The organism is Roseateles saccharophilus (assembly GCF_031458095.1).
Lineage (GTDB): Bacteria > Pseudomonadota > Gammaproteobacteria > Burkholderiales > Burkholderiaceae_C > Pelomonas > Pelomonas saccharophila_A.
Genome location: NZ_JAVDXU010000001.1, coordinates 1,733,485 through 1,755,973 on the forward strand (window position 1 = coordinate 1,733,485; position 22,489 = coordinate 1,755,973).

General features: G+C 68.1%; 18 protein-coding genes. 10 read left to right on the forward strand and 8 right to left on the reverse strand.

What is annotated here, in order from left to right:
* The first annotated feature begins 65 nt into the window (after window positions 1–65).
* Both J2X20_RS08015 and J2X20_RS08020 read left to right on the forward strand, forming a co-directional pair.
* Window positions 66–1,895 carry a rhamnogalacturonan lyase B N-terminal domain-containing protein gene (locus J2X20_RS08015; RefSeq protein WP_310263182.1) on the forward strand — a complete coding sequence of 610 codons (1,830 nt, stop codon included), beginning with the start codon at window positions 66–68 and terminating at the stop codon, window positions 1,893–1,895.
* A 4-nt stretch (window positions 1,896–1,899) separates the two neighbouring features.
* On the forward strand, window positions 1,900–2,565 hold the full coding sequence (locus J2X20_RS08020) for a PEP-CTERM sorting domain-containing protein (protein WP_310263184.1): 666 nt from the start codon (window positions 1,900–1,902) through the stop codon (window positions 2,563–2,565).
* A gap of 53 nt (window positions 2,566–2,618) precedes the next feature.
* Here J2X20_RS08020 and J2X20_RS08025 read toward each other — a convergent pair whose 3' ends face one another.
* Window positions 2,619–4,001: an FGGY-family carbohydrate kinase gene (locus J2X20_RS08025; protein ID WP_310263185.1), complete on the reverse strand. Its 1,383-nt coding sequence runs from the start codon at window positions 3,999–4,001 to the stop codon at window positions 2,619–2,621.
* Window positions 3,998–5,026, reverse strand: a complete 1,029-nt coding sequence (locus tag J2X20_RS08030) for a DeoR/GlpR family DNA-binding transcription regulator (RefSeq protein WP_310263186.1) — start codon at window positions 5,024–5,026, stop codon at window positions 3,998–4,000. The genes J2X20_RS08025 and J2X20_RS08030 overlap by 4 nt, the downstream gene beginning before the upstream one ends.
* Before the next feature lie 303 nt (window positions 5,027–5,329).
* On the opposite strand from J2X20_RS08030, the gene J2X20_RS08035 reads away from it, so the two are divergent.
* The 8 genes from J2X20_RS08035 to J2X20_RS08070 are packed head-to-tail and all read left to right on the forward strand — an operon-like array spanning window position 5,330 to window position 14,977.
* A complete protein-coding gene (locus tag J2X20_RS08035; protein WP_310263187.1) occupies window positions 5,330–7,438 on the forward strand; it encodes a bifunctional rhamnulose-1-phosphate aldolase/short-chain dehydrogenase in 2,109 nt (702 codons plus the stop codon).
* Between the two features lie 23 nt (window positions 7,439–7,461).
* Window positions 7,462–8,757: an L-rhamnose catabolism isomerase gene (rhaI, locus tag J2X20_RS08040; protein ID WP_310263189.1), complete on the forward strand. Its 1,296-nt coding sequence runs from the start codon at window positions 7,462–7,464 to the stop codon at window positions 8,755–8,757.
* A gap of 1 nt (window position 8,758) precedes the next feature.
* Window positions 8,759–10,126 (forward strand): glycoside hydrolase family 28 protein, encoded by a 1,368-nt coding sequence (locus J2X20_RS08045; RefSeq protein WP_310263191.1) that lies wholly within the window; start codon window positions 8,759–8,761, stop codon window positions 10,124–10,126.
* A 15-nt stretch (window positions 10,127–10,141) separates the two neighbouring features.
* A complete protein-coding gene (locus J2X20_RS08050; protein WP_310263193.1) occupies window positions 10,142–10,462 on the forward strand; it encodes an L-rhamnose mutarotase in 321 nt (106 codons plus the stop codon).
* A gap of 9 nt (window positions 10,463–10,471) precedes the next feature.
* Window positions 10,472–12,301 (forward strand): glycoside hydrolase family 2 protein, encoded by a 1,830-nt coding sequence (locus tag J2X20_RS08055; protein WP_310263194.1) that lies wholly within the window; start codon window positions 10,472–10,474, stop codon window positions 12,299–12,301.
* Window positions 12,298–13,308, forward strand: coding sequence for a glycoside hydrolase family 43 protein (locus tag J2X20_RS08060; RefSeq protein WP_310263196.1), 1,011 nt, complete (start codon window positions 12,298–12,300; stop codon window positions 13,306–13,308). The genes J2X20_RS08055 and J2X20_RS08060 overlap by 4 nt, the downstream gene beginning before the upstream one ends.
* Window positions 13,305–14,084 (forward strand): prolyl oligopeptidase family serine peptidase, encoded by a 780-nt coding sequence (locus tag J2X20_RS08065; protein WP_310263198.1) that lies wholly within the window; start codon window positions 13,305–13,307, stop codon window positions 14,082–14,084. Before J2X20_RS08060 ends, J2X20_RS08065 begins: the two co-directional genes overlap by 4 nt.
* Window positions 14,085–14,116: 32 nt before the next feature.
* A complete protein-coding gene (locus J2X20_RS08070; protein ID WP_310263200.1) occupies window positions 14,117–14,977 on the forward strand; it encodes a hypothetical protein in 861 nt (286 codons plus the stop codon).
* A 156-nt stretch (window positions 14,978–15,133) separates the two neighbouring features.
* Here the strand turns inward: J2X20_RS08070 and J2X20_RS08075 are convergent, their stop codons facing one another.
* The 6 genes from J2X20_RS08075 to J2X20_RS08100 form a co-directional block, all read right to left on the reverse strand.
* Window positions 15,134–15,541, reverse strand: a complete 408-nt coding sequence (locus tag J2X20_RS08075; protein WP_310263202.1) for a GFA family protein — start codon at window positions 15,539–15,541, stop codon at window positions 15,134–15,136.
* Window positions 15,542–15,728: 187 nt separating this feature from the next.
* Window positions 15,729–16,214 (reverse strand): hypothetical protein, encoded by a 486-nt coding sequence (locus J2X20_RS08080; protein WP_310263203.1) that lies wholly within the window; start codon window positions 16,212–16,214, stop codon window positions 15,729–15,731.
* 5 nt (window positions 16,215–16,219) lie between these two features.
* The gene (locus J2X20_RS08085; RefSeq protein WP_310263204.1) at window positions 16,220–17,212 is read right to left on the reverse strand and encodes a family 43 glycosylhydrolase; all 993 of its coding nucleotides are present in this window, start codon (window positions 17,210–17,212) and stop codon (window positions 16,220–16,222) included.
* Window positions 17,209–19,620 (reverse strand): glycosyl hydrolase 115 family protein, encoded by a 2,412-nt coding sequence (locus J2X20_RS08090; RefSeq protein WP_310263206.1) that lies wholly within the window; start codon window positions 19,618–19,620, stop codon window positions 17,209–17,211. The genes J2X20_RS08085 and J2X20_RS08090 overlap by 4 nt, the downstream gene beginning before the upstream one ends.
* Window positions 19,620–20,609 carry a glycoside hydrolase family protein gene (locus tag J2X20_RS08095; RefSeq protein WP_310263208.1) on the reverse strand — a complete coding sequence of 330 codons (990 nt, stop codon included), beginning with the start codon at window positions 20,607–20,609 and terminating at the stop codon, window positions 19,620–19,622. The genes J2X20_RS08090 and J2X20_RS08095 overlap by 1 nt, the downstream gene beginning before the upstream one ends.
* Window positions 20,606–22,438, reverse strand: a complete 1,833-nt coding sequence (locus tag J2X20_RS08100) for a rhamnogalacturonan lyase (RefSeq protein WP_310263209.1) — start codon at window positions 22,436–22,438, stop codon at window positions 20,606–20,608. The genes J2X20_RS08095 and J2X20_RS08100 overlap by 4 nt, the downstream gene beginning before the upstream one ends.
* Window positions 22,439–22,489 lie beyond the last annotated feature (51 nt).

The window sequence follows — 22,489 nt, forward strand, 5'->3', positions numbered from 1 at the left end:
GGTCCCCTGCCTAGAGTCCGTTCCCGGTCATAGACCGTGAACAAAGACACCAACCAGGAGACCTCATGAACACGACGACAAGCGCGCGCCCGCCCTGGACGCGCTGGCTGGCCGCAGGCCTGCTCGCCGCCTGCGCACCCGCGATGGCGGCCTTCAGCATCACCACCGTGCACGACAGCGGCAATGCCGCCAAGCCGCAATACATCATCGACACCGATGGCGGCCTCGTGTTCAAGGTGCGCGCCTATGACAACGGCGCCAGCACCACGTCGGCGGGCGACATCTCCAGCCTGGTCTACAAGGGCGTGGAGTACGCCGACCCGGCACGCGGCACCCAGCTGAACTCGGGCGCGGACTGGCTCTACACCAACGTCAGCGCGCTGACCGTCAAGGCCGAGCTCGTCGACGCCAACGGCGTGGCCACGCCCGCCGCCAACATCAACGGCGGCGTCGTCACCGGCAGCGACTACATCAAGATCACGCTGACCAGCACCAGCACCAAGGGCGGCGTGCTGACCCACTACTACCTCGTCAGGAAGGGCCAGCCCCATATCCACATGGGCACCCACTTCACCGAGGAACCCGACGTGCACGGCCTGGTGCGCTTCATCGCCCGCGTGCCCATCGCCAAGCTGCCCAGTGGCGGCCCGGCCAGCACGGCCGGCGGCCTCGTCAGCTACAACGGCGCCAACTTCTGGGCCGAAGACCTGCGCGGCACCAGTGGCGCCATCGAGTCGGCCGACGTGTTCGGCTTCACCGCGCCCGATGCGCGCGCCGGCGAGTCGCGCTCCAAGCACTACTCCAACCGCCGCCTCAAGGACTGGCAGATCCTCGGTGGCACCGGCCCCGGCGTCGGCCTCTGGTTCTGGCGCGACAACCATGAGGGCGACTCGGGCGGCCCGTTCTACCGCAGCCTGCTGCAGCAGATCACCGACACCACCAACGAGCTGACCTATATGGTCAATTACGGCGAGGCCCAGACCGAGGCCTTCCGCCTTGGCATCCTGAACACCTACATCCTGATGTTCACCGACGGTGCGCTGCCGACGGTGCGCCCGGACACGAGCTGGTACGGCGCGCTGAACCTGGTGGGCTATGTGCCGCCGGTGGGCCGCGGTTCGGTCAGCGTGGCCGGCCTCAACGGCCGCGTCGCGGGCGTGCCCTACACGGCGGGCTTCGCCAACAGCAAGGCGCAGTACTGGGTGGATGCCGATCCGGCCGACGGCCATTTCACGGCCGAAGGCATGCTGCCGGGCGTCTACACCATGACCATCTACAAGGGCGAGCTGGAAGTGCAGACCGCCCAGGTCACCGTGACGGCCAATGCCAATTACGCGCTGAACCCCATCACCATCACCGCCGACCCTGCCGCCACGCCGGCCCTCTGGCGCATCGGCCAGTGGGACGGCTCGCCGCAGGAGTTCATCAACGGCGACAAGCTGACCTTCATGCATCCGGGTGACGTGCGCATGGCGTCGTGGAATGTCGGGCCCTTCGTCATCGGCCAGTCCAATGCCGCGACGCAATGGCCGGCCTACCAATGGAAGGACGTCAACAACGGCCTGCAGGTGCGCTTCATGCTCAAGCGAGGCCAGAACGCGGCGCCGCTGCGGCTGCGCGTCGGGCTCACGGCCGACTTCGCCGGCGCCCGCCCCCAGGTCAGCGTCAACAGCTGGACGTCGGCCATTCCCCCGGCGCCGCCCAAGGTGTCGCGCAACATGACGGTGGGCACGTACCGCGGCGTGAACCGCATCTACAACTTCGACATCCCGGCCAGCCAACTGGTCGTCGGCACCAATGTGCTGACCATCAACACGGTCAGCGGCACCGCCGGCGCGCGCTTCCTCAGCCCCAGCATCTCCTTCGATGCCATCGACCTCATCCAGCTGCCCTGACATCATGAAAACCCGACTCCTTTCGCTGATCGCCGCCCTGTTCGCCGCACCGGCCATGGCTTCGGTCGTCCAGACCACCGGCGTCGGCAGCGCCACGCCGGGTGCAGCCCACCTGACCTACGCCGCCGACTTCACGGCCAACGTCAACCTCGACAGCCCCTGGTCGGAAGGCGGCCTGCTGTTCAGCCACACCGGCCTGGCCAACGACAACGGCGGCTGCGGCTATGCCGGTGGCAACTGCGTGGACCTCAATGCCGGCGAGAGCTACAGCCAGTCCTTCTCAGGCAACTACTTCGCCACCGCGGGCATGAACGCCTATCTGTCCATCCGCAGCGCGGCGCGCGACCTCAACGGCATTGAGTTCGCCGTCGATTCGGGCTACGCCAGCATCTATCTGATGTGGCAGACCTGGCTGGACGGCGTGCAGACCGGCACCGGCCGCGTGTCCCTCGGCGCAGCAGGCATCGGTGGCGTGCTGGGGCTGAGCGATCTCGTCGGCTTTGACGAAGTTCGCGTCTATGCCTTCGACAGCGCGACCGACACGAGTGGCTACAGCGTGCCGGCCATCGACAGCGTGCGGGCCTTCAGCATTCCGGAGCCGGGCTCGCTGGCCCTGACCGCGCTGGCCGGCCTGGGTGTCGCCGGCATGCGCCGTCGCCGGCGCGGCTGATCGTCAGCGCTCAAGTCAAAGGGCCGGTCTCGCGAGAGACCGGCCCTTTTCGTTCAATGCGCGCCGGCCTGCGTTCGCCAGGCGTCGCGGTAGGCCCGCCAGCCCATCGGGTTCAGCGCTGCCACCGGCTCGCCGGCCGGCTCGGGCGCAGTGCCCCAGGCATCCAGCAGCCAAGCACCGCAGGTCGTGCCGCTGCTGTCATCCGACACACTCACATCGCGGCCCTCACGCAGGCCGGCCAGCAGCGGGCCGAACCAGGGATTGGCCGTGAAGGCGCCTTCCACGACGACGCGGCCCTCGGCGCCGAGGGCGTTCAGGCAGTGGTCGGTCATCAGCACGACGTAGAGGGTGGCCAGCGCCGCCTGCTCGGCGGGCGTGGCCGGTGCGGGGCCGGCGATGCGGCCGGCCTGACCGGCGAGGGGGCCGCCGGTCTCGGCAAAGCAGGGCAAGGCCAGGCTGCGCTGGGCGATCAGCTTCTCGACCTCCGCCTGCCCGAAAGCTGCCGGCCGGGCACCGGCGATGGCACCGAACTCGCGTCCGCCCATGAAGCGCATGCAGGGCACGGCGTCGCCGAAGACATCGCAGTTGGCCAGCATGTCCTGGGCTTCGACAAGCGGCCGCGTCGCCGATCCCAGGGCCGCGGCAATGACCCAGGTGCCGGTGGACAGCACCGTGCAGGGGCCGCTCTGTTGCAGCGTCAGCAGATGGCGCAGCAGCGACGCATTGCTGTCGTGGATGCCGCAGACGATCTCGCAGTCTGCGGGCAAGCCGGTATCGGCCGCCAGTTCCGGCCTCAGCTTGCCGAGCCGCGCCCAGGCATCGCGCCGGGGCGGGAACAGGGGTTCCCAACCCAGCCTTTCGACCAGGCTGGACCACCGCGCCACCCGGGGCCGCCACAGATCGGTGTGGCAGCCCAGGGACGTCACCTCGCTGGCCGCGACGCCGCAGAAGCGCCAGGCCCAGTATTGCGGATACATCAGCACATGCGTGGCGCGGGCGACCTCGGCAGGAAAGCGCGCCTGCAGCCAGTCCAGCTGGCGGCCGAGGTTCAGCCCCGCCGGCAATTGCGGCGAGCCGCTTTCCTCGAAGGAAGGACGCAGCGATTCGTAGCGCGCCGCGTCGGTCGCGTCACCCGGCACATGCTCGTAGTCGAGCACCGGCAGCACCAGGCCCGCGTTGTCGACCAGCGCCGCCGTGGCGCCATGCGTGACCGGCACGATGGCGCGGATCTGCGCCAGCGCTGACAGCCCGCGCAACTCACCCAGCATCCAGCTCCACAGCCTGTCGGTGTCGTGGTGGGGATAGGGGCCATCGCGGCGCACGGTGTTGGGCGTGCGCCGCTCGGCCAGCGTCTTGCCGGCCGCATCGATCAGGGTGAGCTTGGCGTTGGTCTTGCCGATGTCGAGGACAACAGTGCCGGGCGACGCAGCGCTCAAGAGACCAGCCCCGCGTGCCGGTGGTAAGCGCCCGACTCCAGCACGGCCGCGTAGTCATGCGAGCTCATGGCCGAAGCCTCCACCACCCGGGGGTCCACCGCTTCGGGCTCCACGGTGATGACGCGCACGCCGTAATGCTCCAGCAACTGCACGGCGCTGTCCGACGCGCCGGTATCGGTGATGACGGTGGAGACGCGGTTCAGGCCGCACAGCACCAGGCCGGCCTTGCGCTGGAACTTGGAACTGTCCACCAGCACGACCAGCTCCTCGGCCTGGCCGATCAGGCGCTTCTCGGCCTGGATCAGCAGCGGGTCGGCCTCCATCAGGCCCAGGATGGACAGGCCATAGACGCCCATGAACATCTTGGCCGCGTAATGGTGCTGGGCGACGTCGTTCTCGAAGGGGCTGAGGATGACGTTCTGCTCGCGATAGACCTTGCCGCCGGGCAGGATGATTTCGTTGTCGCTGGTGACGAGCAGGCGCTCGGCCATCAGGAAGGAGTTGGTGAGAATCTTCAGCTGTTTCTCGACGAGAAACTCCGCCATCATGAAAGTGGTAGTTCCGCCATTGATGATGATGGTTTCGCCGTTATTGCACATCGACGTGGCATAACGGGCGATGGCACGCTTGGCCGCAGTATTCTGCTGGGCATTGCTTTGAAAAGTCTCGCTGGACAGCGTGTATGACTTTTTCTTTTGCTCCAGCCTTTGCGCGCCGCCGCGGGTGCGCGTCAATTGGTTTTTGGCAGCCAGCCAGGAAATATCCCGGCGCACGGTTGCGGCCGAGGCCGACAACCATTCCATCAATTGTTGGACGCTGGCGTGCTCGCGCTCGTCCAGCAGTTTGAGAAGCCGCTTGTGACGCTTGTGATTGATCATCGGATCACCTTTATCGGGCGCCCCTTCGATGCCGGCGGCGACCGTTGTCTCATCGTTATGGCATCCAGCCTCTGCAGGGCGGATGTCGCTTGGCCTGACGGCCCGGCTCGGGCCAGGTCTTGAGTCACGGCCGGTGAGCGTAGGCACCGGCCGGCGCAGCCCGCTTCACTCACGCTCAGAAGCAATCAAAGCCTGGGTGAAACGCTGTTCCAAGTGCAGATTACGTCAGCTGCATGACAGCGTCAATCAACAAACGCTCATGAGCTTGAGCGTTTCGTGAGCGGAGCCGCCGCCGTGCCCGCTTTCGCTCATCCTTTTGATTTACTGCGCCGGCACCGCGCAGGGCGCCCGGTTTGAGCCCACACTGCGTTCCGCCAACCCGCAAAAGGCGGGCCCCGCAGCGCAAGAAGCGCTCATGGGGATGATTGACGACTGAATACAGGCCAGCTGATGACTGCAAATTCCCAAACTCCCGCACAAACCCCCATCGCCTCGAAATGGGATGACGCCGTGGCAGCCAAAATGAGCGAGCCCGAACTGCTGCTCTATCGCTCCAATCTGCTCGGTTCGGATTTGCGCGTGACGAATTTCGGCGGCGGCAATACGTCGGCCAAGGTGAAGATGCGCGACCACCTGAGCGGTGAAGACGTCGACGTGCTGTGGGTCAAGGGCTCGGGCGGCGACCTCGGCAGCATCAAACTCGATGGGTTTTCCACCCTCTATATGGACAAGCTGCAGGCGCTGAAAAAGCGTTATCGCGGCCTGGCCCATGAAGACGAGATGGTGGACTATCTGCCGCACTGCACCTTCAACCTGAATCCGCGTGCGGCGAGTATCGACACGCCGCTGCATGCCTATATTCCGAAGGCGCATGTCGACCACATGCACCCCGACGCCATCATCGCCATCGCCGCCTGCGCCGACAGCCGCCGCCTGACCGAGGTCATCTTCGGCGGCCAGCTGGGCTGGCTGCCCTGGCAGCGGCCCGGCTATGACCTCGGCCTCAAGCTCGAGGCCCTGGCCACGTCCCAGCCCAAGTTGAAGGGCATCATCCTGGAAGGCCATGGCCTCTTCACCTGGGGCGACACCGCCAAGTCCTGCTACGAGATCACGCTGGAGATGATCCGCCTGGCCGAGCAATGGCTGGCCGAGAACATCAAGCAGCCGGTGTTCGGCGGCGTGAAGACCCTCACCCTGCCGCCCGAGCAGCGTGCCGCTCTGGCCGCCAGGCTCATGCCCGCGCTGCGCGGCCGCATCAGCGCCGGTGAACGCAAGCTGGGCGATTTCAACGACAGTGCCGCGGTGCTGGAGTTCGTCGCCAGCAACGACCTGGCCAAGCTGGCCGCGCTGGGCACCTCCTGCCCCGACCACTTCCTGCGTACCAAGATCCGCCCCCTGGTGCTGGACTTCGATCCCGCCCAGCCCGACGTCGACAAGCTGCTGGCCGGCCTGGACCGGCAGCTCTCGGACTACCGCGCCGACTACACGGCCTATTACGAGCGCTGCAAGCGCGCCAACAGCCCGGCCGTGCGCGACGCCAATCCCGTCATCTATCTGATCCCGGGTGTCGGCATGCTGTCCTTCGCCAAGGACAAGGCCACGGCCCGCATCGCCGGCGAGTTCTACATCAACGCCATCAACGTGATGCGCGGCGCCAACGGCGTGGACACCTATGTCGGCCTGCCCGAGCAGGAGGCCTTCGACATCGAGTACTGGCTGCTCGAGGAAGCCAAGCTGCAGCGCATGCCCAAGCCCAAGAGCCTGGCCGGGCGCGTGGCCCTGGTGACGGGCGGCGCCGGCGGCATCGGCCAGGCCGTGGCCCGCCAGCTGCTGCAGGAAGGCGCCTGCGTCATGCTGACCGACATCGATGCCGGGGCACTGGAAGAAGCGAAGCAGGCCCTGATCAAGGTTGGTGGCAAGGACTGCGTCGCCTCCGTGCAGGGCGACATCACCTCCGAAGCCCAGGTCGAGGCCCTGCTGTCGGCCACCTCGCTGCGCTTCGGCGGCCTGGACATCCTCGTGTCCAACGCCGGCATCGCCTCCGCCGCGCCGCTGGAAGACACCACGCTGGAGATCTGGAACCGCAATCAGAACATCCTCGTCACCGGCTACTTCCTGGTCAGCCGCGGCGCCTTCCGCCTGATGAAGCAGCAGAAGATCGGCGGCAGCATGGTCTTCGTCGCCAGCAAGAACGGCCTGGTCGCCTCGGCCGGCGCCTCGGCCTATTGCACGGCCAAGGCGGCCGAGATCCACCTGGCCCGCTGCATCGCGCTGGAGGGCGCCGCCATCGGCGTGCGCGTCAACGTCGTCAACCCCGACGCCGTCATCCGCGGCTCGCGCATCTGGGACGGCAAGTGGAAGGAAGAACGCGCCGCCTCCAACAAGATCGAGGCCGACAACATCGAAGAGTTCTACCGCCAGCGCAGCATGCTCAAGCTCAGCGTGCTGCCCGAGGACATCGCCGAGGCGGTGTACTTCATGGCCAGCGACAAGTCCGGCAAGAGCACCGGCAATGTCCTCAATGTGGACGCCGGCAACGCCGCCGCGTTCACCCGCTAACAATCGGCGGGAAGGAGACAAACATGACGACGCAAATCATCGACTCAGGCCAGGTCGAACAGCACAACGCCAGCCAGCGCGCCACACTGCAGGCCGACTACGACGCCCTGGGCGGCATGCTGTCGCGCCGCGGCGTGGACATCGAGGCCCTGACGGCCAAGGCCCAGACCTTTGCCGTCGCCCTGCCCAGCTGGGGCGTGGGCACGGGCGGCACGCGCTTCGCGCGCTTCCCCGGCAAGGGCGAACCGCGCGACGTGACCGAGAAGCTGGAGGACTGCGCCGTCATCCACCAGCTCACGCGCGCCACGCCCACGGTGTCGCTGCACTTCCCCTGGGACAAGCCGGCCGACCCCAAGGCGCTGCGCCAGCAGGCCGACAGCCTGGGCCTGTCCTTCGACGCGGTGAACTCCAACACCTTCCAGGATCAGCCGGGTCAGGCCCAGACCTACAAATACGGCAGCCTGACCGCGCAAAGCCAGGCCGCCCGCGAGCAGGCGGTGGCCCACAACATCGACTGCATCGAGCTCGGCAAGACCCTGGGCTCCAAGGGTCTGACGGTCTGGGTCGGCGACGGCGCCAACTTCCCCGGCCAGCACAATCTGCGCGGCGCGCTGGAGCGCTATCTGGACAGTGCCAAGGGCATCTACGCCGCCCTGCCCGACGACTGGCTGATGTATATCGAGCACAAGCTGTTCGAGCCGGCCTTCTACTGCACGGTCATCGCCGACTGGGGTACCAGCTTCGCGGCGGCGCAGACGCTCGGCGACAAGGCCAAATGCCTGGTCGACCTGGGCCACCATGCGCCCAACACCAATATCGAGATGATCGTGGCCCGCCTGGCCCAGTTCGGCAAGCTCGGCGGCTTCCACTTCAACGACAGCAAATACGGCGACGACGACCTGGACTCGGGGAGCATCGACCCCTTCCAGCTTTTCCTCGTCTTCAACGAGCTGGCCGATGCCACGCTGCGCGACGGCACGTTCAAGCCCGCCTATATGCTGGACCAGTCGCACAACGTGACCGATCCCATCGAGAGCCTGATGAGCAGCGCCGTCGAGGTGCAGCGCGCCTTCGTGCAGGCCGCCCTGGTCGACCGCGCCGCCCTGGCTGGCTTCCAGGAAGCCAACGACGCGCTGCAGTCGGCCCAGGCGCTGAAGAAGGCCTTCCGCACCGACGTCAGCCCCATCCTCGCCATGGCCCGCCTGCGGGCCGGTGGTGCGGCCGACCCGGTGGCCGCTTATCGCGCCAGCGGCTATCGCGAGAAGGTCGCCGTGAAGCGTCCGCCGAAAGCGGGAGCCTCCGGCAGCGGCATCGTTTGAGGTGGATGCCCAAGCCTTCGGCGCCCGCGGCGACGGCATCACCCTCGACACGCGGGCGCTGCAGGCCGCCATCGACGCCGCAGCCCTGCAGCGCACGACACTGAGCCTGACGCCCGGCACCTATCTGACCGGTTCGCTCTTCCTGAAGAGCGGCATGACGCTGAGGTTGGAGACCGGCGCCACGCTGCTGGGCTCACGCAACCTCGCCGACTATCCGTTGCTGGCCACGCGCGTCTCGGGCATCGAGATGCGCTGGCCGGCGGCCCTCGTCAATATCTACGGCGAGCATGACGTCGGTCTCATTGGCGATGGCTGCATCGACGGCGACGGCCAGGTCTTCTGGGACAGCTACTGGGCCCTGCGCGCGACCTACGAGCCGCGCGGCCTGCGCTGGGCCTCGGACTACGACGCGCAGCGCCCGCGCCTCATCCAGGTCTTCGAGTCGTCCCGCGTCAGCATCGGCGATGGCCTGCTGCTGCGCCGTTCCGGCTTCTGGACGCTGCACCTCTGCTACTCGGAAGACGTGACCGTGGACCGCCTCACCATCCGCAACAACGATGGCGACGCGCGCGGTCCCTCCACCGATGGCATCGACATCGACTCCTCGCGCCGCGTCACCATCCGCCGCGCCGACATCGCCGTCAACGACGACGCCCTGTGCATGAAGGCTGGCCGCGACGCCGACGGCCTGCGTGTGGCTCGCCCCTGCGAGGACATCAGCATCAGCGACTGCATCGTCCGCGAGGGCGCCGCCGGCCTGACCTTCGGCAGCGAGACCTCGGGCGGGTTCCGGCGCATCACGGCGCAGCGCATCGAGGTGCACGCACCGGTGCCGGTCGGCCTGCTGTTCAAGTCGGCGCCCAGCCGTGGCGGCTTCATCGAGGGCGTGACGGTCAGCGACCTGTCCCTGCGCGACGTGCCCACCGCGCTGCGCGTGACGATGAACTGGAACCCCGCCTTCAGCCGTGCCGACATCCCGGCCGCCGAAACAGCCGGCGCGCCGGCGCACTGGCGCAACCTGGCCGCGCCGGTGCCTGCCGAGCGCGGTCGCGTCCAGGTGGACGGCGTACGCATCGAGCGCCTCAAGGCGCGTGGCGCGGATGTCGCCTTCGAGGTCGACGCCTATGCCGAGGCGCCGCTGCGCAACTTCCATTTCACGGGGCTGGACGTCGAGGCCCGGCGCGGCGGACATGTGCTGGATGCGGCCGACTGGCACTTCACCGGCAGCCGCCTGGCGCTGGGCCAGCCCATCGCCGTCGGTGCGGGCATCGAACTGGGCGGACTGAACCCTGGCTGCTGGCAGCATGATCCCGCCCTGCGCCGCCGCGACGTGTCGGCGCTGCCGATGGCGGAGCAGGACATTCAATAGACAGGAGACCCCCGGATGAGCGACGAAACCCTGGCCTTCAAGATGCAGCTCAAGCCCGGCGTGGTGGCCGAGTACAAGCGCCGCCACGACGAGCTCTGGCCCGACCTCGCAGCAGCCCTGCGCGAGGCCGGCATCCACGACTACTGGATCTTCCTGGACGAAGACACCCTCTCCCTGTTCGCCGTGCTCAAGCGCAAGCCCGGTGCCGCCTTCGACGCCCTGCCCCGGCAGCCCGTCATGCGCCGCTGGTGGGACTACATGGCCGACCTGATGGAGGTCGAGCCCGACAACAAGCCGCGGCAGTGGCCGCTGACGCCCCTCTTCCACTTCAACTGAAGGGCCGTCATGCGCGCCTGGATCACGCTCGCCCTCGCCTGGACGCTTTGCTCATTGGCCACCGCCGACACGCTGCGCCCGCCCCTGCTGCTGACGGCACGCGCCGCCGCCCAGGACCTGTCGGGCCGATGGGCCTATTCCAAGGACCTCTACCGCACCGGCTTCACCGACATCAACGGCTGGCCCGCCAAGCCGCGCATGCAGCGCTTCCGCGATGTGGACGTGGCCGCAACCGAAGCCAAGGGCGGCGTCGGCTTCTTCGAGTACGACCTCGACCGCGCGCCGATGCTGGACATCCCCGGCGCCTGGAACTCGGCCCTGCCCGAGCTGCGCTACTACGACGGCCTGATGTGGTTCCAGCGCCGCTTCGATGCTCCGGTGAAGCCGGGCCGGCGCAGCTTCCTGCGCTTCGAGGCCGTGAACTACCGCAGCACGGTCTTCCTGAACGGCCAGGAAGTCGGCAGGCATGAGGGCGGCTTCACGCCCTTCGTCGTCGAGATCACGCAGGCCCTGCGCGAGACGGGCAACCGCCTCGTCATCGGCGTGGATTCCAAGCACGATGCCCAGGCCATCCCGGCCGAGATCACCGACTGGGATCTGTATGGCGGCATCACGCGGCCGGTCAAGCTCTTCCAGACGCCGGCCACCTTCATCGACGACGCGACGCTGCGCCTGACCGACGCCGGCCGGCTGGTGGGCAGCCTGCAGCTCAACGGCGCCCAGTCGGCCAACCAGGCGGTGAGCCTGCGCATCGCGACGCTGGGCGTCACGCTGCAGGCCCGCACCGATACGAATGGCGAGGCCCGCTTCGATACCGCCGCGCCGGCGGGACTGAAGCGCTGGTCGCCCGAGTCGCCGACGCTCTACGACGTCGAATTCGAAGCGAGCGGCGACCGCGTGCGCGACCGCATCGGCTTTCGGACCATCGCGGTGCGCGGCAGCGAGATCCTGCTCAACGGCCAACCCGTCACGCTGCGCGGCATCTCCATCCATGAGGAAGAAGTCGGTCCCAACCCGGCTCGCCGCATCGACGAGGCCGCCGCACGCCGCCTGCTGACCGAGGTGAAGACTGGCCTGCATGGCAACTATGTGCGCCTGTCCCACTACCCGCACAACGAGACCATGCTGCGCGTGGCCGACGAACTCGGCCTGCTGGTCTGGAGCGAGATCCCCGTCTACTGGAGCATCGACTGGGACACGCCGGCCGTGCTCGACAGGGCCCGCCGCATGCAGGCCGAGACCATCTACCGCGACCGCAACCGTGCGGCGCTGATCCTGTGGAGCATCGGCAATGAAACGCCGGTGGCCGACAACCGCACGCGCTTCCACACGGCGCTCGCGCAGACCGTGCGCGCGCTGGACCCCAGCCGCCTGGTCAGCGCAGCCCTGCTCGTCGAGCGCCAGGGCGACATCCTCCACATCGCCGACCCATTGCTGCCCCAGCTCGACGTCATCGCCGTCAACACCTATGCCGGCTGGTATGGCGACGACACACTGGAGGCGGTGCGCCAGCTGCGCTGGGACGTGCCCAAGGACAAGCCCCTGCTGTTCTCCGAGTTCGGCGCCGATGCCCTCGCGGGCTTCCGCGACCCGGTGCTGAAACCGAAGTTCTCCGAGGACTACCAGGCCGACTACTACCGCGCGACGCTGGCCATGGCCGCCCAGGTGGCGACACTGCGCGGCATGTCGCCGTGGATCCTGAAGGACTTCCGCTCGCCGCGCCGCGAGCATCCGGTCTACCAGAACGGTTGGAATCGCAAGGGCCTGATCTCCGAGACCGGCCAGCGCAAGCTCGCGTTTGACGTGCTGGCCGAGCACTACCGGGCGCAGCGGCCATGACGTCCCGCCGCCTGCTGCTGGCCGGTGCCAGCGCCGCCCTGCTGGGCGCGGCCCTGCCCTCACGAGCCCAGTCCGCCTGGCCCAATCCCCTGATCCCCCAGCGCGCCGACCCGCAGATCCTGCGCCACGGCGAGTGGTACTACCTGATGGCCACGGTGCCCGAATACGACCGCCTCGAGTTGCGCCGCGCACGCAGCATCACCGGCCTTGCGACGGCTGAGCCGAGGGTGGTCTGGCGCATGCACGACAGCGGTCCCATGAGCCGCCATATCTGGGCGCCGGAGCTGCATTTCCTCGATGGCCGCTGGTTCATCTATTTCAGTGCCGGCGAAGCCAGGGAACCCTGGAAGATCCGCCTGTGGGCACTGGAGAACGCCTCGCCCGACCCCATGCAGGGCGAATGGCGGGAGCGCGGCCGGATCAAGACCCGGTGGGAGACGTTCACGCTGGACGCCACCGTCTTCGAGCACCGCGGCCAGCGCTATATGGCCTGGGCCCAGACCGACCCGGCGCAGAAGAACCACAGCACCGACATCTATCTGTCTCGCATGGCCAGCCCCACGGCGCTGGAAGGGCCGCAGCTGAGGCTGAGCCGGCCCGAGTACGCCTGGGAAAAGGTGCGCCACAGGGTCAACGAGGCGCCCACCGTGCTGATCCACGGTGGCCGCGTCTTCATCAGCTACTCCGCGGCCGGCACCGGCGCCGAGTACTGCCTGGGCCTGCTTTGGGCCGACGAGAACGCCGACCTGCTCGATGCCGGGTCCTGGCGCAAGTCCCCCGGCCCCGTCTTCGTCAGCAGCCCCGAGAACGGCATCTATGGCCCGGGCCACAACAGCTTCATCACCGAGCCCGATGGCCAGGTGCTCACTATCTTCCATGCCCGCAACTACCGCGACATCGTCGGCGACCCGCTGAAGGACACGGGCCGCGCCACGCGTGTGCAGCCGCTCAACTTCACGGCTGACGGCATGCCCGACTTCGGCCTGCCGCTGAAGGAAAAACCGTGACCGTCATTGCCCTCTCGGCCGGTGCGCCCAATGTCTTCGACGGTGAATCGCCTGACCGCATCTGCCGCCACCCCACGCGCGCGGAGCTCCACGCATTCCTGGCGCCCACGCCGGCCCGCGGCCGTGCCCTGGTCTACGCGGGTGGTGGCTATCTGCAGCTGATGCATGACAAGGAAGGCGTCGAGATCGCGCAATGGCTGAACACGCTGGAGCTGGATGCCTATGTGCTGGTGCACCGCCTGCCCGGCCAGAACGGCCAGCCCTTTGACATCGCCCTGCGGGACGGCCTGCTGGCCCTCGACCACCTCGCCAGCCTGCCGCCGCTGCCGCTGCTGCACGTGGGCCTGTCCTCGGGCGGGCATCTGGCGGGCGTGATGGCCTGCCAGCGTGAGTGCGCGGGCGCTGTCATGGCCTACGCGCCCATCAACGCCAACCACCGCGACCACAAATTCCCGCCCGGCAAGCCCGACTTCGCGCCGCCCGAGAAGCAGGCCTTCTACGACGCCTGGCCCATAGGCATCGCCAGCGAACCCCATGGCCTGCCGCGCTGCCCGGTCTTCCTGGCTTATGCCCTGCATGACGCCATCGTGCCCATCGCCCACGCCCTCCATCTGATCGCCGCGGCCCAGCAGCACAGGCTGGACGTCGAGGCCCATGTCTTCCCGCAGGCCGAGCACGGTTTCGCGCTGCGCGGGCTGGGCGGCACCCAGCAGCAATGGCCGGCCCTGGCGGCCCGCTGGATGGCCGAAAAACTGGACGGCCCAAACTTCGCCTAACCTTGCGCGCTTGTTGGGGCCACGAAGCAAGCATGCTGCAAGAGATCAATACCTGGGCTGACTACCGTTCGAAGCTGCGCGAATTCGACGCCGTGCTCGAGCATGGCAGGGCGGCGGCCGTGACCCTGGGCGGCCTGTCGGCGGCTTCTCCGCAGGTCAGCTACGGCCAGCAGATCTTCCTCAAGCTGCTGGCCCACTGCAGCGCCTTGCGCCGGCTGGCGCCTGATCCCACCCAGCCGCCGCCGCGCGAGCTGTCCGACCTGCCCTCCATGTGTGCCCTGGCGCGCTGCGTCATCGAGGCCCACGACGCCTTCGAATACATCGCGGGTCATGCGGTGACGGAGTCCGAGCGGGGCTTTCGCATCCGGCTCTGGGAGCTGCACGACGCCACGCGCCGCCTGAAGATCCTCGGCGGCACGGCTTCGGCGAACCCGGCCGTTGCCACCATCCTGGCCGATGCGGCACGCCTGCAGCTCGCGCTGGAAGCGCACGAGTACATGGCCTCGCTGCCAGCCGTGCCGCAGGCGGAGCTGCGGTTGCGGCTGCGGCGCAGCGATCCGCCGGATTTCCACCTGACCCGGCGCCAGCGCTGCGCCCTGAGCGGCATGGACGCCGACTGGCACAAGGCGGTCACCATGCAACTCTCCCTGAACATGCTCACCCTGCCGTTCTCCGTCCAGCAGTCGTCACAGTTCCAGGCCGGCACGCCCGAGGCGCTGCGCCTGATGGCCATGCCGCTGCTCTTCGCCCTGCCCTTCCTCGCTCGCGTCATCCAGTCCATGGACCAGCTGATTCCCGGCAAGATTCCCCGGCCACCGAGCCGGACGGCCCGCACCATGGCGCTGTGGCGCAGGGTGGGCGAGCAGGACGAACAGGCGGGCGATCCGCGCTAAGCGTGCGGCAGGCGGCCACCGGCCGGCGAGAAGTTCTCCCAGGGCAGGTCCTGGAAGACCACCATCAGGTTCTCGGCGTCCAGGCCAGCATGCGCGGGCGCACCTCGGCCGGGTAGGCGTCGAAGCGCGCCTGGACATCCGGGTTGCGGATGGGTGTCATGCCTCGCCGGGCGGCGCGTACTGCTCGATGACCTGCTGCTCGGTCAGCATGGGCGTCGGGTTGGCGAAGTCGTAATAGGCCGGCTTCTTGTCGACATAGATCTGGCTGGCCAGCTCGAAGTCCTGGCTGTCGAAGACGCCGGCCGGCACGAAATACTCGCCGGTGGCCAGCAGCTTGTAGAACAGATGCGTGCCGCAGCGCTTGCAGAAGGCACGTTCGGCCCATTCGGACGAGGCATAGACGCCGATGTGCTCCTGGTTCTCGAACTGCACCTCGGTCCCGCAGTGCACGGCCAGCAGCGGGCCACCGCCCCAGCGCCGGCAGAAGCCGCAATGACACACACCGATCTCGCGGGCCGCGGGCGAGGTGAAGCGGACGGCGCCGCACAGGCAGTGGGCTTGCATTTCTCGACTCTCCATTCGCAGCAGACCGCCCTCGGGTCGGCCAGAACGCGCGCATTGTTGCTCGAGGCTGCGGCAGCCGCAGCGTCAGGGCGAGCCGCTACCCGCCCTAGCGGACAGAGCTGGACAACACCGGCGCGAGCCGCTCGGTGCTCGCTCCGTCAGCCGCCAAGGCGGGTCATGATCCGTCCTAGCGGCAAGTCGCCACGAGCGCGCGCCGCACCACCTTGCCAAGCGACGCGCCACGCTCGTCGAAAGCTTCCATCAGTACCTGTCCGCCGAACTTGTCCATCTTGCCGACGAGATCGAAGGTCTTGATGCGCCGCACGTCGGCCGGTGCGAAAGGCAGCTTGATCAGGTCGCGAGTCGAGGGGGCCTCGCTCAGCCTGTGCAGGTGCACCAGCGAGCGTTCGGCGCTGTTGAACTGCTTGAACTCGCTGCCGTAGGCATCGACCGCGAAGTTCAGGCCGGGGCGGATGGTTTCATCGACCGGCAGCATGCCCGCATGGGTGGTGCGGCCGTTGACGACGGCGTCGAAGCGGCCCTCCAGCGCAGCCGGCTTGATCTCGACCGTCATGCTGCCTTGCCCGAAGGCGGAGAAATCCGCAACGCAGCTGATATCGGCGTGAGCGGCGGTGGTCAGCAGGCTCAGGGCCAGGGCGGAAGCTGCTTTCATGGCTATCACTTTGTCACGCCCGCAGGCGTGCCAGGTATTGTCCGACGGGGAAAATCACCCACGCCTTGCTGGGTCCGCTCGACCTTGCGAATCGTGCCGTCCTCGTTGAAGTAGAGATACTCGGCCGCCACATGGCGCTGCTTCCTGGCGCAGGCCGCGCCAGGGACGTCCAGCCAGCGGTGATAGAACAAGACCCACTGCCCCTGGTACTGCACGATGGAGTGGTGGTTGTTGCCACCCTCGGCGTCCATGATGACGCCGCGGTAGGTCCACGGTCCCTTGGGCGCCGTGGCCGTGTAATAGGTCAGGATGCGGTTGTGCTCGGGCATCGTGAAGTAGTACAGGCCGCCGCGCTTGAACACCCACGGGCCTTCCATCGGTGGCTCATAGCCGCCCATGTCCATCTTCTGCAGCTCGCCCTTGAGGCTGCGCATGTCGTCGGCCATCTCGGCGACCAGGTAGTTGACGCCCGAGGTGCGGCTGTAGAGATAGGCGCGGCCGTCGTCGTCGACGAACAGCACCGGGTCGTTGGCATAGGGCTTGCGCCACAGCGGCGCGCCGATCATGTCCTTGAAGGGGCCGGCGGGCGAGTCGCTTTCGGCGATGCCTATGCCCATCCACTTGGTGCTGTTCTTGGGGTTCTGGCGGTCCTTGATGCCATTGCCCGCGGGAAAGACGAGGTAGTACTTGCCGTTCTTGTAGGCCGCGTCGGGCGCCCAGGCGTAGTCGTCGGCCCACTTCAAGTCCCGCACCGACAGCACGGCGCCGTGGTTGGTCCAGTTGACCAGGTCGCTGGACGAGAAGGCGACCCAGTCCTTCATGTGGAAGTCGGCCTGGCACTCCTCGTCGTGCGAGGTGTAGAGCCACATCCTGCCGTCGGGCCAGACATGGCCGGAGGGGTCGGCGGTGCGCAGGTCCTTGCCGAGGGCGAGCGGGTTCTGGGCCTGGGCGAGCGGCGCTGCCAGCAGAGCGACAAGAGCAAGCGAGGCGAGCTTCATGGATTGCCTTTGCAGGCGCCGGGCAGCAGCTCGGCACCATCGAACATCAGATCACGTTGACCGGCCTTCAGGCGCAAGCCCACGGGGCGATCGGGCAGCGTGAGTGCGGCACCCAGGCGGTTGGCCAGCACGCCCTGGGCCCAGACGGCGTCCTGAGCGCCGCGCGGCCAGCGCAAGGGATAGGTCTGGCCGTCGACGAGCACCTCGGCCTGCCAGGGCTCATTCGCGGCCTGCGGGTAGTTGGGCAGCACATGGATGCGCAGGCAGCCGGGACCGGCGGCGGGGGCTTCGGCTTGCAAGCCCAAGGTCGCGCCGGGCTGCAGCGCGCTCAGCACGCCCTCGCCACGGCCGAGGCCGGGGATGCGGCGCCAACCTTCGGAGGCGATGACGCGGAGCATGAGCGGCGCGTCGGCAGCGACCACGGGCGCGAGATCCGCGGCCGCTTTTGCGAGATCGCTCAATGCATGGTCAGCTCGACCGCCCAGGCCGGCAGCCGGCATGAGCGGCGCCTGCTGGCGGTAGCTGGTCCACAGGCCGTCGGCCGGCTCCTCGGCCAGGATGCCGGCCCAGCGGCCGCTGTTGTAGCGGGCGGTCAGGGCCTTGAGTCGGGTGTCGGCCCGCACGGCTTGGGCGGCAAAGGTGCGCGCACCGACCGGGTCGCGCTCCAGCGTCGCGGCGTAGCGCTCCAGCGCGAAGAAGCGCTCATTGGCCAGGGCCGAGGCGCGCAGCGGGTACTCGACGAGCTGGAAGAAGGCGGCCTGCTGGGCGACGGCGACGCGCGCGCGCTGAGCATCCAGCTTCGCCAACAGTTGCGCGAAACGGGTCAGGCGTTCGTTGACCGCGGCGGCAGGCCAGCCGCTGCGCTTGAACTTCTCGCCGGGCAGGTGGAACTGCAGGTGCTCGGGGCGGCGCTCGAAGTTGACGCGGTAGTAGCCGTCCCAGATGTCCGCGATCTCCGCCGCGCCGAACCACCGCTGCGCCAGTTCGCGCAGGTAGCCGCCCTGCCCCTGCGCGCGCACGGCGGCGGGATTCCAGGCCAGGTCGAACCAATGGCTGAGGTTGACCTCGTGCGGCTTGATGTCGCCCGCGTTGGCCATCCACAGCCGCTGCGCGCCGGCGTCGAAGGCGCGGCCCATCTCCTCGGCCACCAGGGCCGGTGGCGTCGTGCTCAGCCACAGATAGGACAGCGGCGCGCCGAGATAGCTGAGGTGGTAGTAGACGCCCGAGCCCCCTGAGCGTTTGGCTTGAGCCGCGTCGGGGAACTGGCGGATATAGCCGAAGTTGTCGTCAGGCCAGACCAGGGCCACGTCTTCGGGCAGCGCCAGGCCCGGCAGCAGGGGCAGCACCTCCTTGTAGGGCACGAAGACCTGAGGCAGCGCCGCCGGATCGCCGACGTGTTTCGCCAGCAGCTCGCGCTGGTCGGCGATCAGCTGGCTCAGCAAGGCCTGCTTTTCGACCGCCGTGCCTCCACCCTGCATGCCCGAGTCGTGGATGCCACGCATGCCCAGGGTGTAGAGATTGTCGAAGCGGCCGTTCGTTTTCAGCCGCTCGGCCCAGTAGTCGCGCACCAGTTGCGGGTGGGTCGCGTAGTTGTACTGCTCGTGCGGCGCCTTCCATTCGGCCACGTTGTTGCGCAGCAGCGGCTCGGCGTGGGACGAGCCCATGACGATGCCGTAGAGGTGGGCCAGTTCGGCGTTGCGCGCGTTGGCGTTGAAGGCGCCCGACACCTGGTGCATGGCCGGCCACAGCGTATTGCCCTTCAGGCGCAGCAGCAGGCGAAAGACCTGCTCGTAGGTCCTGGGGCCGAGGGTGCCGGCCTCGGGCTCGAAGGTCCGCGAGGCCCAGGGGAAGAGGCCCCAGTCCTCGTCGTTGATGAAGAGGCCGCGGTACTTCACGGCCGGGCCATCGTGCAGCGGCGCCTCGAGGCCGAGGTGCAGCGGGCCGCGCCTGAGCGGCGCGACATCGGCCCACCAGTGCCAGGGCGACACGCCCAGGGCCTGGCTCAGCGTGTAGACGCCGTAGGCCGTGCCGCGGCGATCGGCGCCGGCGACGACAAGGGCCGCCTTCACGCCTGGCGCGGGGTTGCGCAGCAACTCGATGTGGAAACACTCCCAGCACCCCTGCAGCCGGCTGAGGTCAAGGCCGGCGGCGTCGATGGCGGGGTGATGGCCGGCGGTGCCGACCCAGATCTGCACGGCGCCCTGGCGGCCGACGCGCAGGCCCAGGCGCTTGAGGTCGTCGGCCAGGTCTTGGGCGACAAAGCGCTCGAGCGGATCAGCGTCCGGTGCCGCGACGATGACGGCGCCATCCAGCGGCACGCTGCCGGGCCTGGCATGGACGTCGACGGACAGGCCGGCCTGGGCCACGCCCGCGCAACACCACAGCCAGCCCAGCAGCAGCGCGCGCATCAGTGGCCCCTGAAGGCCGGCCTCAGATCGGGTGGCGGCGCGTTGCGATCGACTGCCAGCCAGCCGTCCTGCAGCTTCATCTCCGCCACCTGGATGACGGTGCGCTGGTGCCAGCGGTCGTCCGTTTGCGCCTCGGGCTCGCCGCCCTGGTGAGTGAAGTAGAAGAGGTAGGCCCGGCCGTCGACGACGGTCACGCCGGGGTGCTGGCCTTTGGCGCGGTCGGTGGCGTGCTGCCCGATGTCGGCCAGCAAGCGCGTGGGCTGCTCCTCCCAGTTCAAGGCGTCGTCGGAGCGCATGACGAGCAGGCCCTTCCACAAATCGGCCACCAGCCACCACTTGCCGGCGAAGCGGAAGACCGTGGGCCCTTCACCAGGCAGCGGGCTCACCGGGCCGCGCACGGTCCAGGTCTTCAGGTCGGGGCTGTCGGCCATCTTGAGCTTGCTGCCGCCCTGCTCGTCCTTGAACCACATCCGCCAGCCGCCCTGCGGCGCGCGGATGACGGATGCATCGATGACCTTGCTCGAACCCAGCTCGACGCGGCCGGCGCAGGTCCAGCTGCGCAGATCGGTGCTGGTCAGATGCTCGATGCGGCGCTCGCCGGTCCAGCTCTTGTGCACGCCGGGCACGATGGTCAGCCACAGGTGGTAGACGCCGTCGAAGTCCTGGATCTCCGGCGCCCACAGCGTGGGGCCGGTGCATTCGGCGGGGAAGCTCGCCTCGCCCGCCGCCTGCCAATGGTTGCCGTCACGCGTCGTCGCGATGCCTATGGGTGTGGCGTGCACCCAGCTGACGTCCTTGGGATCGTCCAGCCGCAGCGTGGCCCGGCGGTTGGTATAGAACATCTCCCAGCGCTTCAGGCCCCGGTTGAAGACCAGAGCGACATCGGCCGCGCCATCCAGCACAGGATCACGGTAAAGCGGGCGCGGCGCGGGTTCGACGCCGGCGCAACCCGCCAGCAGGGCGAGCAGGAGCAGGGCGACCCGCTTCATGGCGTCGTGATGGGCAGATAGCGCGGCGGCTTCATGCCGTGGCCCAGATGAAAACTGGTGTGCGGCGGCTGGTTGTAGCCGGCGTTCTGGGCGGCGACCTGCACGCGGTACTGCGGGTCGTGCATCAGCGTGACGAGGCGATGTTCGGTGGGCAGGGTCGTGGAGAAGATCAGCAGCGCCGTGCTGTCCTCGTTGCGCCAGACCACTTCCTCGCGCCAGTCGCCGAACAGGTCGGCCGACAGCACCGGGTTGCCCTTGGTGCCGTTGTTGGACGCGGCACCGAAGGCCTTGCCGTTGAGCAGGTTCTCGAACTTGAATTTGGCCGGATTCCATTTGTCGATGGCGACATGGTCCAGCGATTCGCGCAGCAGGTCGCCATCCCACCAGAGGGCGAAGTTGTAGCGGTTGGGGTGCTGCTCGCTGATGAGCTTGCCGCCCGCGCTCATCAGGCCCCCGACCGAGCCCCAGCATTCAGCGCCCGGGTAAGCCGGGTCGATGTCGAAGCAGACACCGCGGCCCACGTCGGTGTTCTTGCCGGACATGCTCCACAGCACCTTGCCGGTGGCGGCGTCGTGCATCTCCAGGCCGTGTTCGCCATAGCAACGCGGGCTCTCGTGGACCATGAAGACCTGCTGGCCTTCTCGCGACGGGTCGAAGGCGCTGACATGCAGGGCGTCGCCATGGCACAGGCCGGTGCTGTAGAGCAGCTTGCCGGAACTCGCGATGGTGGCGGCGCCATAGATGATGTCGTCGCGGCCATCGCCGTCCACATCGGCCACCGAGAACCAGTGGGCACCCTGCCCCGCGGCCGGCTTGCTCGCGGCATCGGCATCGCTGTCGAAGACCCAACGCTGCGAGAGCTTGCCGTCGCGCCAGTCCCAGGCCGCCAATACGGCGCGGGTGTAGTAGCCGCGCGAGAAGACGGCGCTGGGGCGCTGGCCGTCGAGGTAGGCCACGCCGGCCAGGAAGCGGTCGACGCGGTTGCCGTAGCCATCGCCCCAGGCGTTCACGTCGCCACGCGGCGGCGTGTAGGGCGCGGTCGCCATCGCCGCGCCGGTCATGCCGTTGAAGACGGTCAGGAACTCCGGCCCGGCCAGCACATAGCCGGCCTCGTTGCGGTAGTCGGCCTTGGCGTCGCCGATCACCTTGCCCGCACCGTCCACCGTCCCGTCGGCCGTCTTCATCATCACCTCGGCCTTGCCGTCACCATCGAAGTCGTAGGCGAGGAAGCTGGTGTAGTGGGCGCCGGCACGGATGTTGGGGCCGAGGTCGATGCGCCACAGCCGCGTGCCGTCGAGCTTGTAGGCATCGAGCAGGGTGTGTCCGGTGTAGCCCTTGTGCGAGTTGTCGTGGGCGTTCGTCGGCTGCCATTTGACGATGAGCTCGTACTCGCCGTCGCCATCAAGGTCGGCGGCGGCGCCGTCATTCGCCTCGTAGCGATAGGCGACGCCGTCGGGTGTCACGCCGCCCTCAGGCTTTTGCAACGGCACGCGCAGATAGGGCTGGCTCCAGGGTCCGGTAGCAGGGGACGCAGCCTGCTCCTGGCCAGCAACAACGGCACGCACTGTGTAGAGGCTGTCCGCACGGCCTTGGACATCCACCAGATTGGTCAGCTGTAGCGGTTCGCGGTTGACGCGCTTGCCATCGCGGTAGACGTTGAAGCGCACCTCGGCCGGCTCGGTGCCGAGCAGCCGCCAGCTGAGGAAGACGCCCTGCTGCGTCTTCAGCGCGACGACGCCGCGGTCGAGCTTTTCCATCTGCTTGGGTTGGGCCTGGGCCGTGCCGGCCAGCAGCAGGCAGCAGATCAGGACATGGCGCAATGGGTTCATGATGATGGATAAAAAACGGCCCCAGCGGAGGCGGGGGCCGGCGCGCGATCT

Excerpts from the sequence above, each read along its gene's own strand:
- J2X20_RS08085 (WP_310263204.1), bottom strand. The coding sequence starts at position 17,212 with ATGAAGCTCGCCTCGCTTGCTCTTGTCGCTCTGCTGGCAGCGCCGCTC.
- J2X20_RS08050 (WP_310263193.1), top strand. The coding sequence starts at position 10,142 with ATGAGCGACGAAACCCTGGCCTTCAAGATGCAGCTCAAGCCCGGCGTG.
- J2X20_RS08090 (WP_310263206.1), bottom strand. The coding sequence starts at position 19,620 with ATGCGCGCGCTGCTGCTGGGCTGGCTGTGGTGTTGCGCGGGCGTGGCC.
- J2X20_RS08070 (WP_310263200.1), top strand. The coding sequence starts at position 14,117 with ATGCTGCAAGAGATCAATACCTGGGCTGACTACCGTTCGAAGCTGCGC.
- J2X20_RS08055 (WP_310263194.1), top strand. The coding sequence starts at position 10,472 with ATGCGCGCCTGGATCACGCTCGCCCTCGCCTGGACGCTTTGCTCATTG.
- J2X20_RS08015 (WP_310263182.1), top strand. The coding sequence starts at position 66 with ATGAACACGACGACAAGCGCGCGCCCGCCCTGGACGCGCTGGCTGGCC.
- rhaI (WP_310263189.1), top strand. The coding sequence starts at position 7,462 with ATGACGACGCAAATCATCGACTCAGGCCAGGTCGAACAGCACAACGCC.
- J2X20_RS08060 (WP_310263196.1), top strand. The coding sequence starts at position 12,298 with ATGACGTCCCGCCGCCTGCTGCTGGCCGGTGCCAGCGCCGCCCTGCTG.
- J2X20_RS08075 (WP_310263202.1), bottom strand. The coding sequence starts at position 15,541 with ATGCAAGCCCACTGCCTGTGCGGCGCCGTCCGCTTCACCTCGCCCGCG.
- J2X20_RS08020 (WP_310263184.1), top strand. The coding sequence starts at position 1,900 with ATGAAAACCCGACTCCTTTCGCTGATCGCCGCCCTGTTCGCCGCACCG.
- J2X20_RS08035 (WP_310263187.1), top strand. The coding sequence starts at position 5,330 with ATGACTGCAAATTCCCAAACTCCCGCACAAACCCCCATCGCCTCGAAA.
- J2X20_RS08095 (WP_310263208.1), bottom strand. The coding sequence starts at position 20,609 with ATGAAGCGGGTCGCCCTGCTCCTGCTCGCCCTGCTGGCGGGTTGCGCC.
- J2X20_RS08080 (WP_310263203.1), bottom strand. The coding sequence starts at position 16,214 with ATGAAAGCAGCTTCCGCCCTGGCCCTGAGCCTGCTGACCACCGCCGCT.
- J2X20_RS08100 (WP_310263209.1), bottom strand. The coding sequence starts at position 22,438 with ATGAACCCATTGCGCCATGTCCTGATCTGCTGCCTGCTGCTGGCCGGC.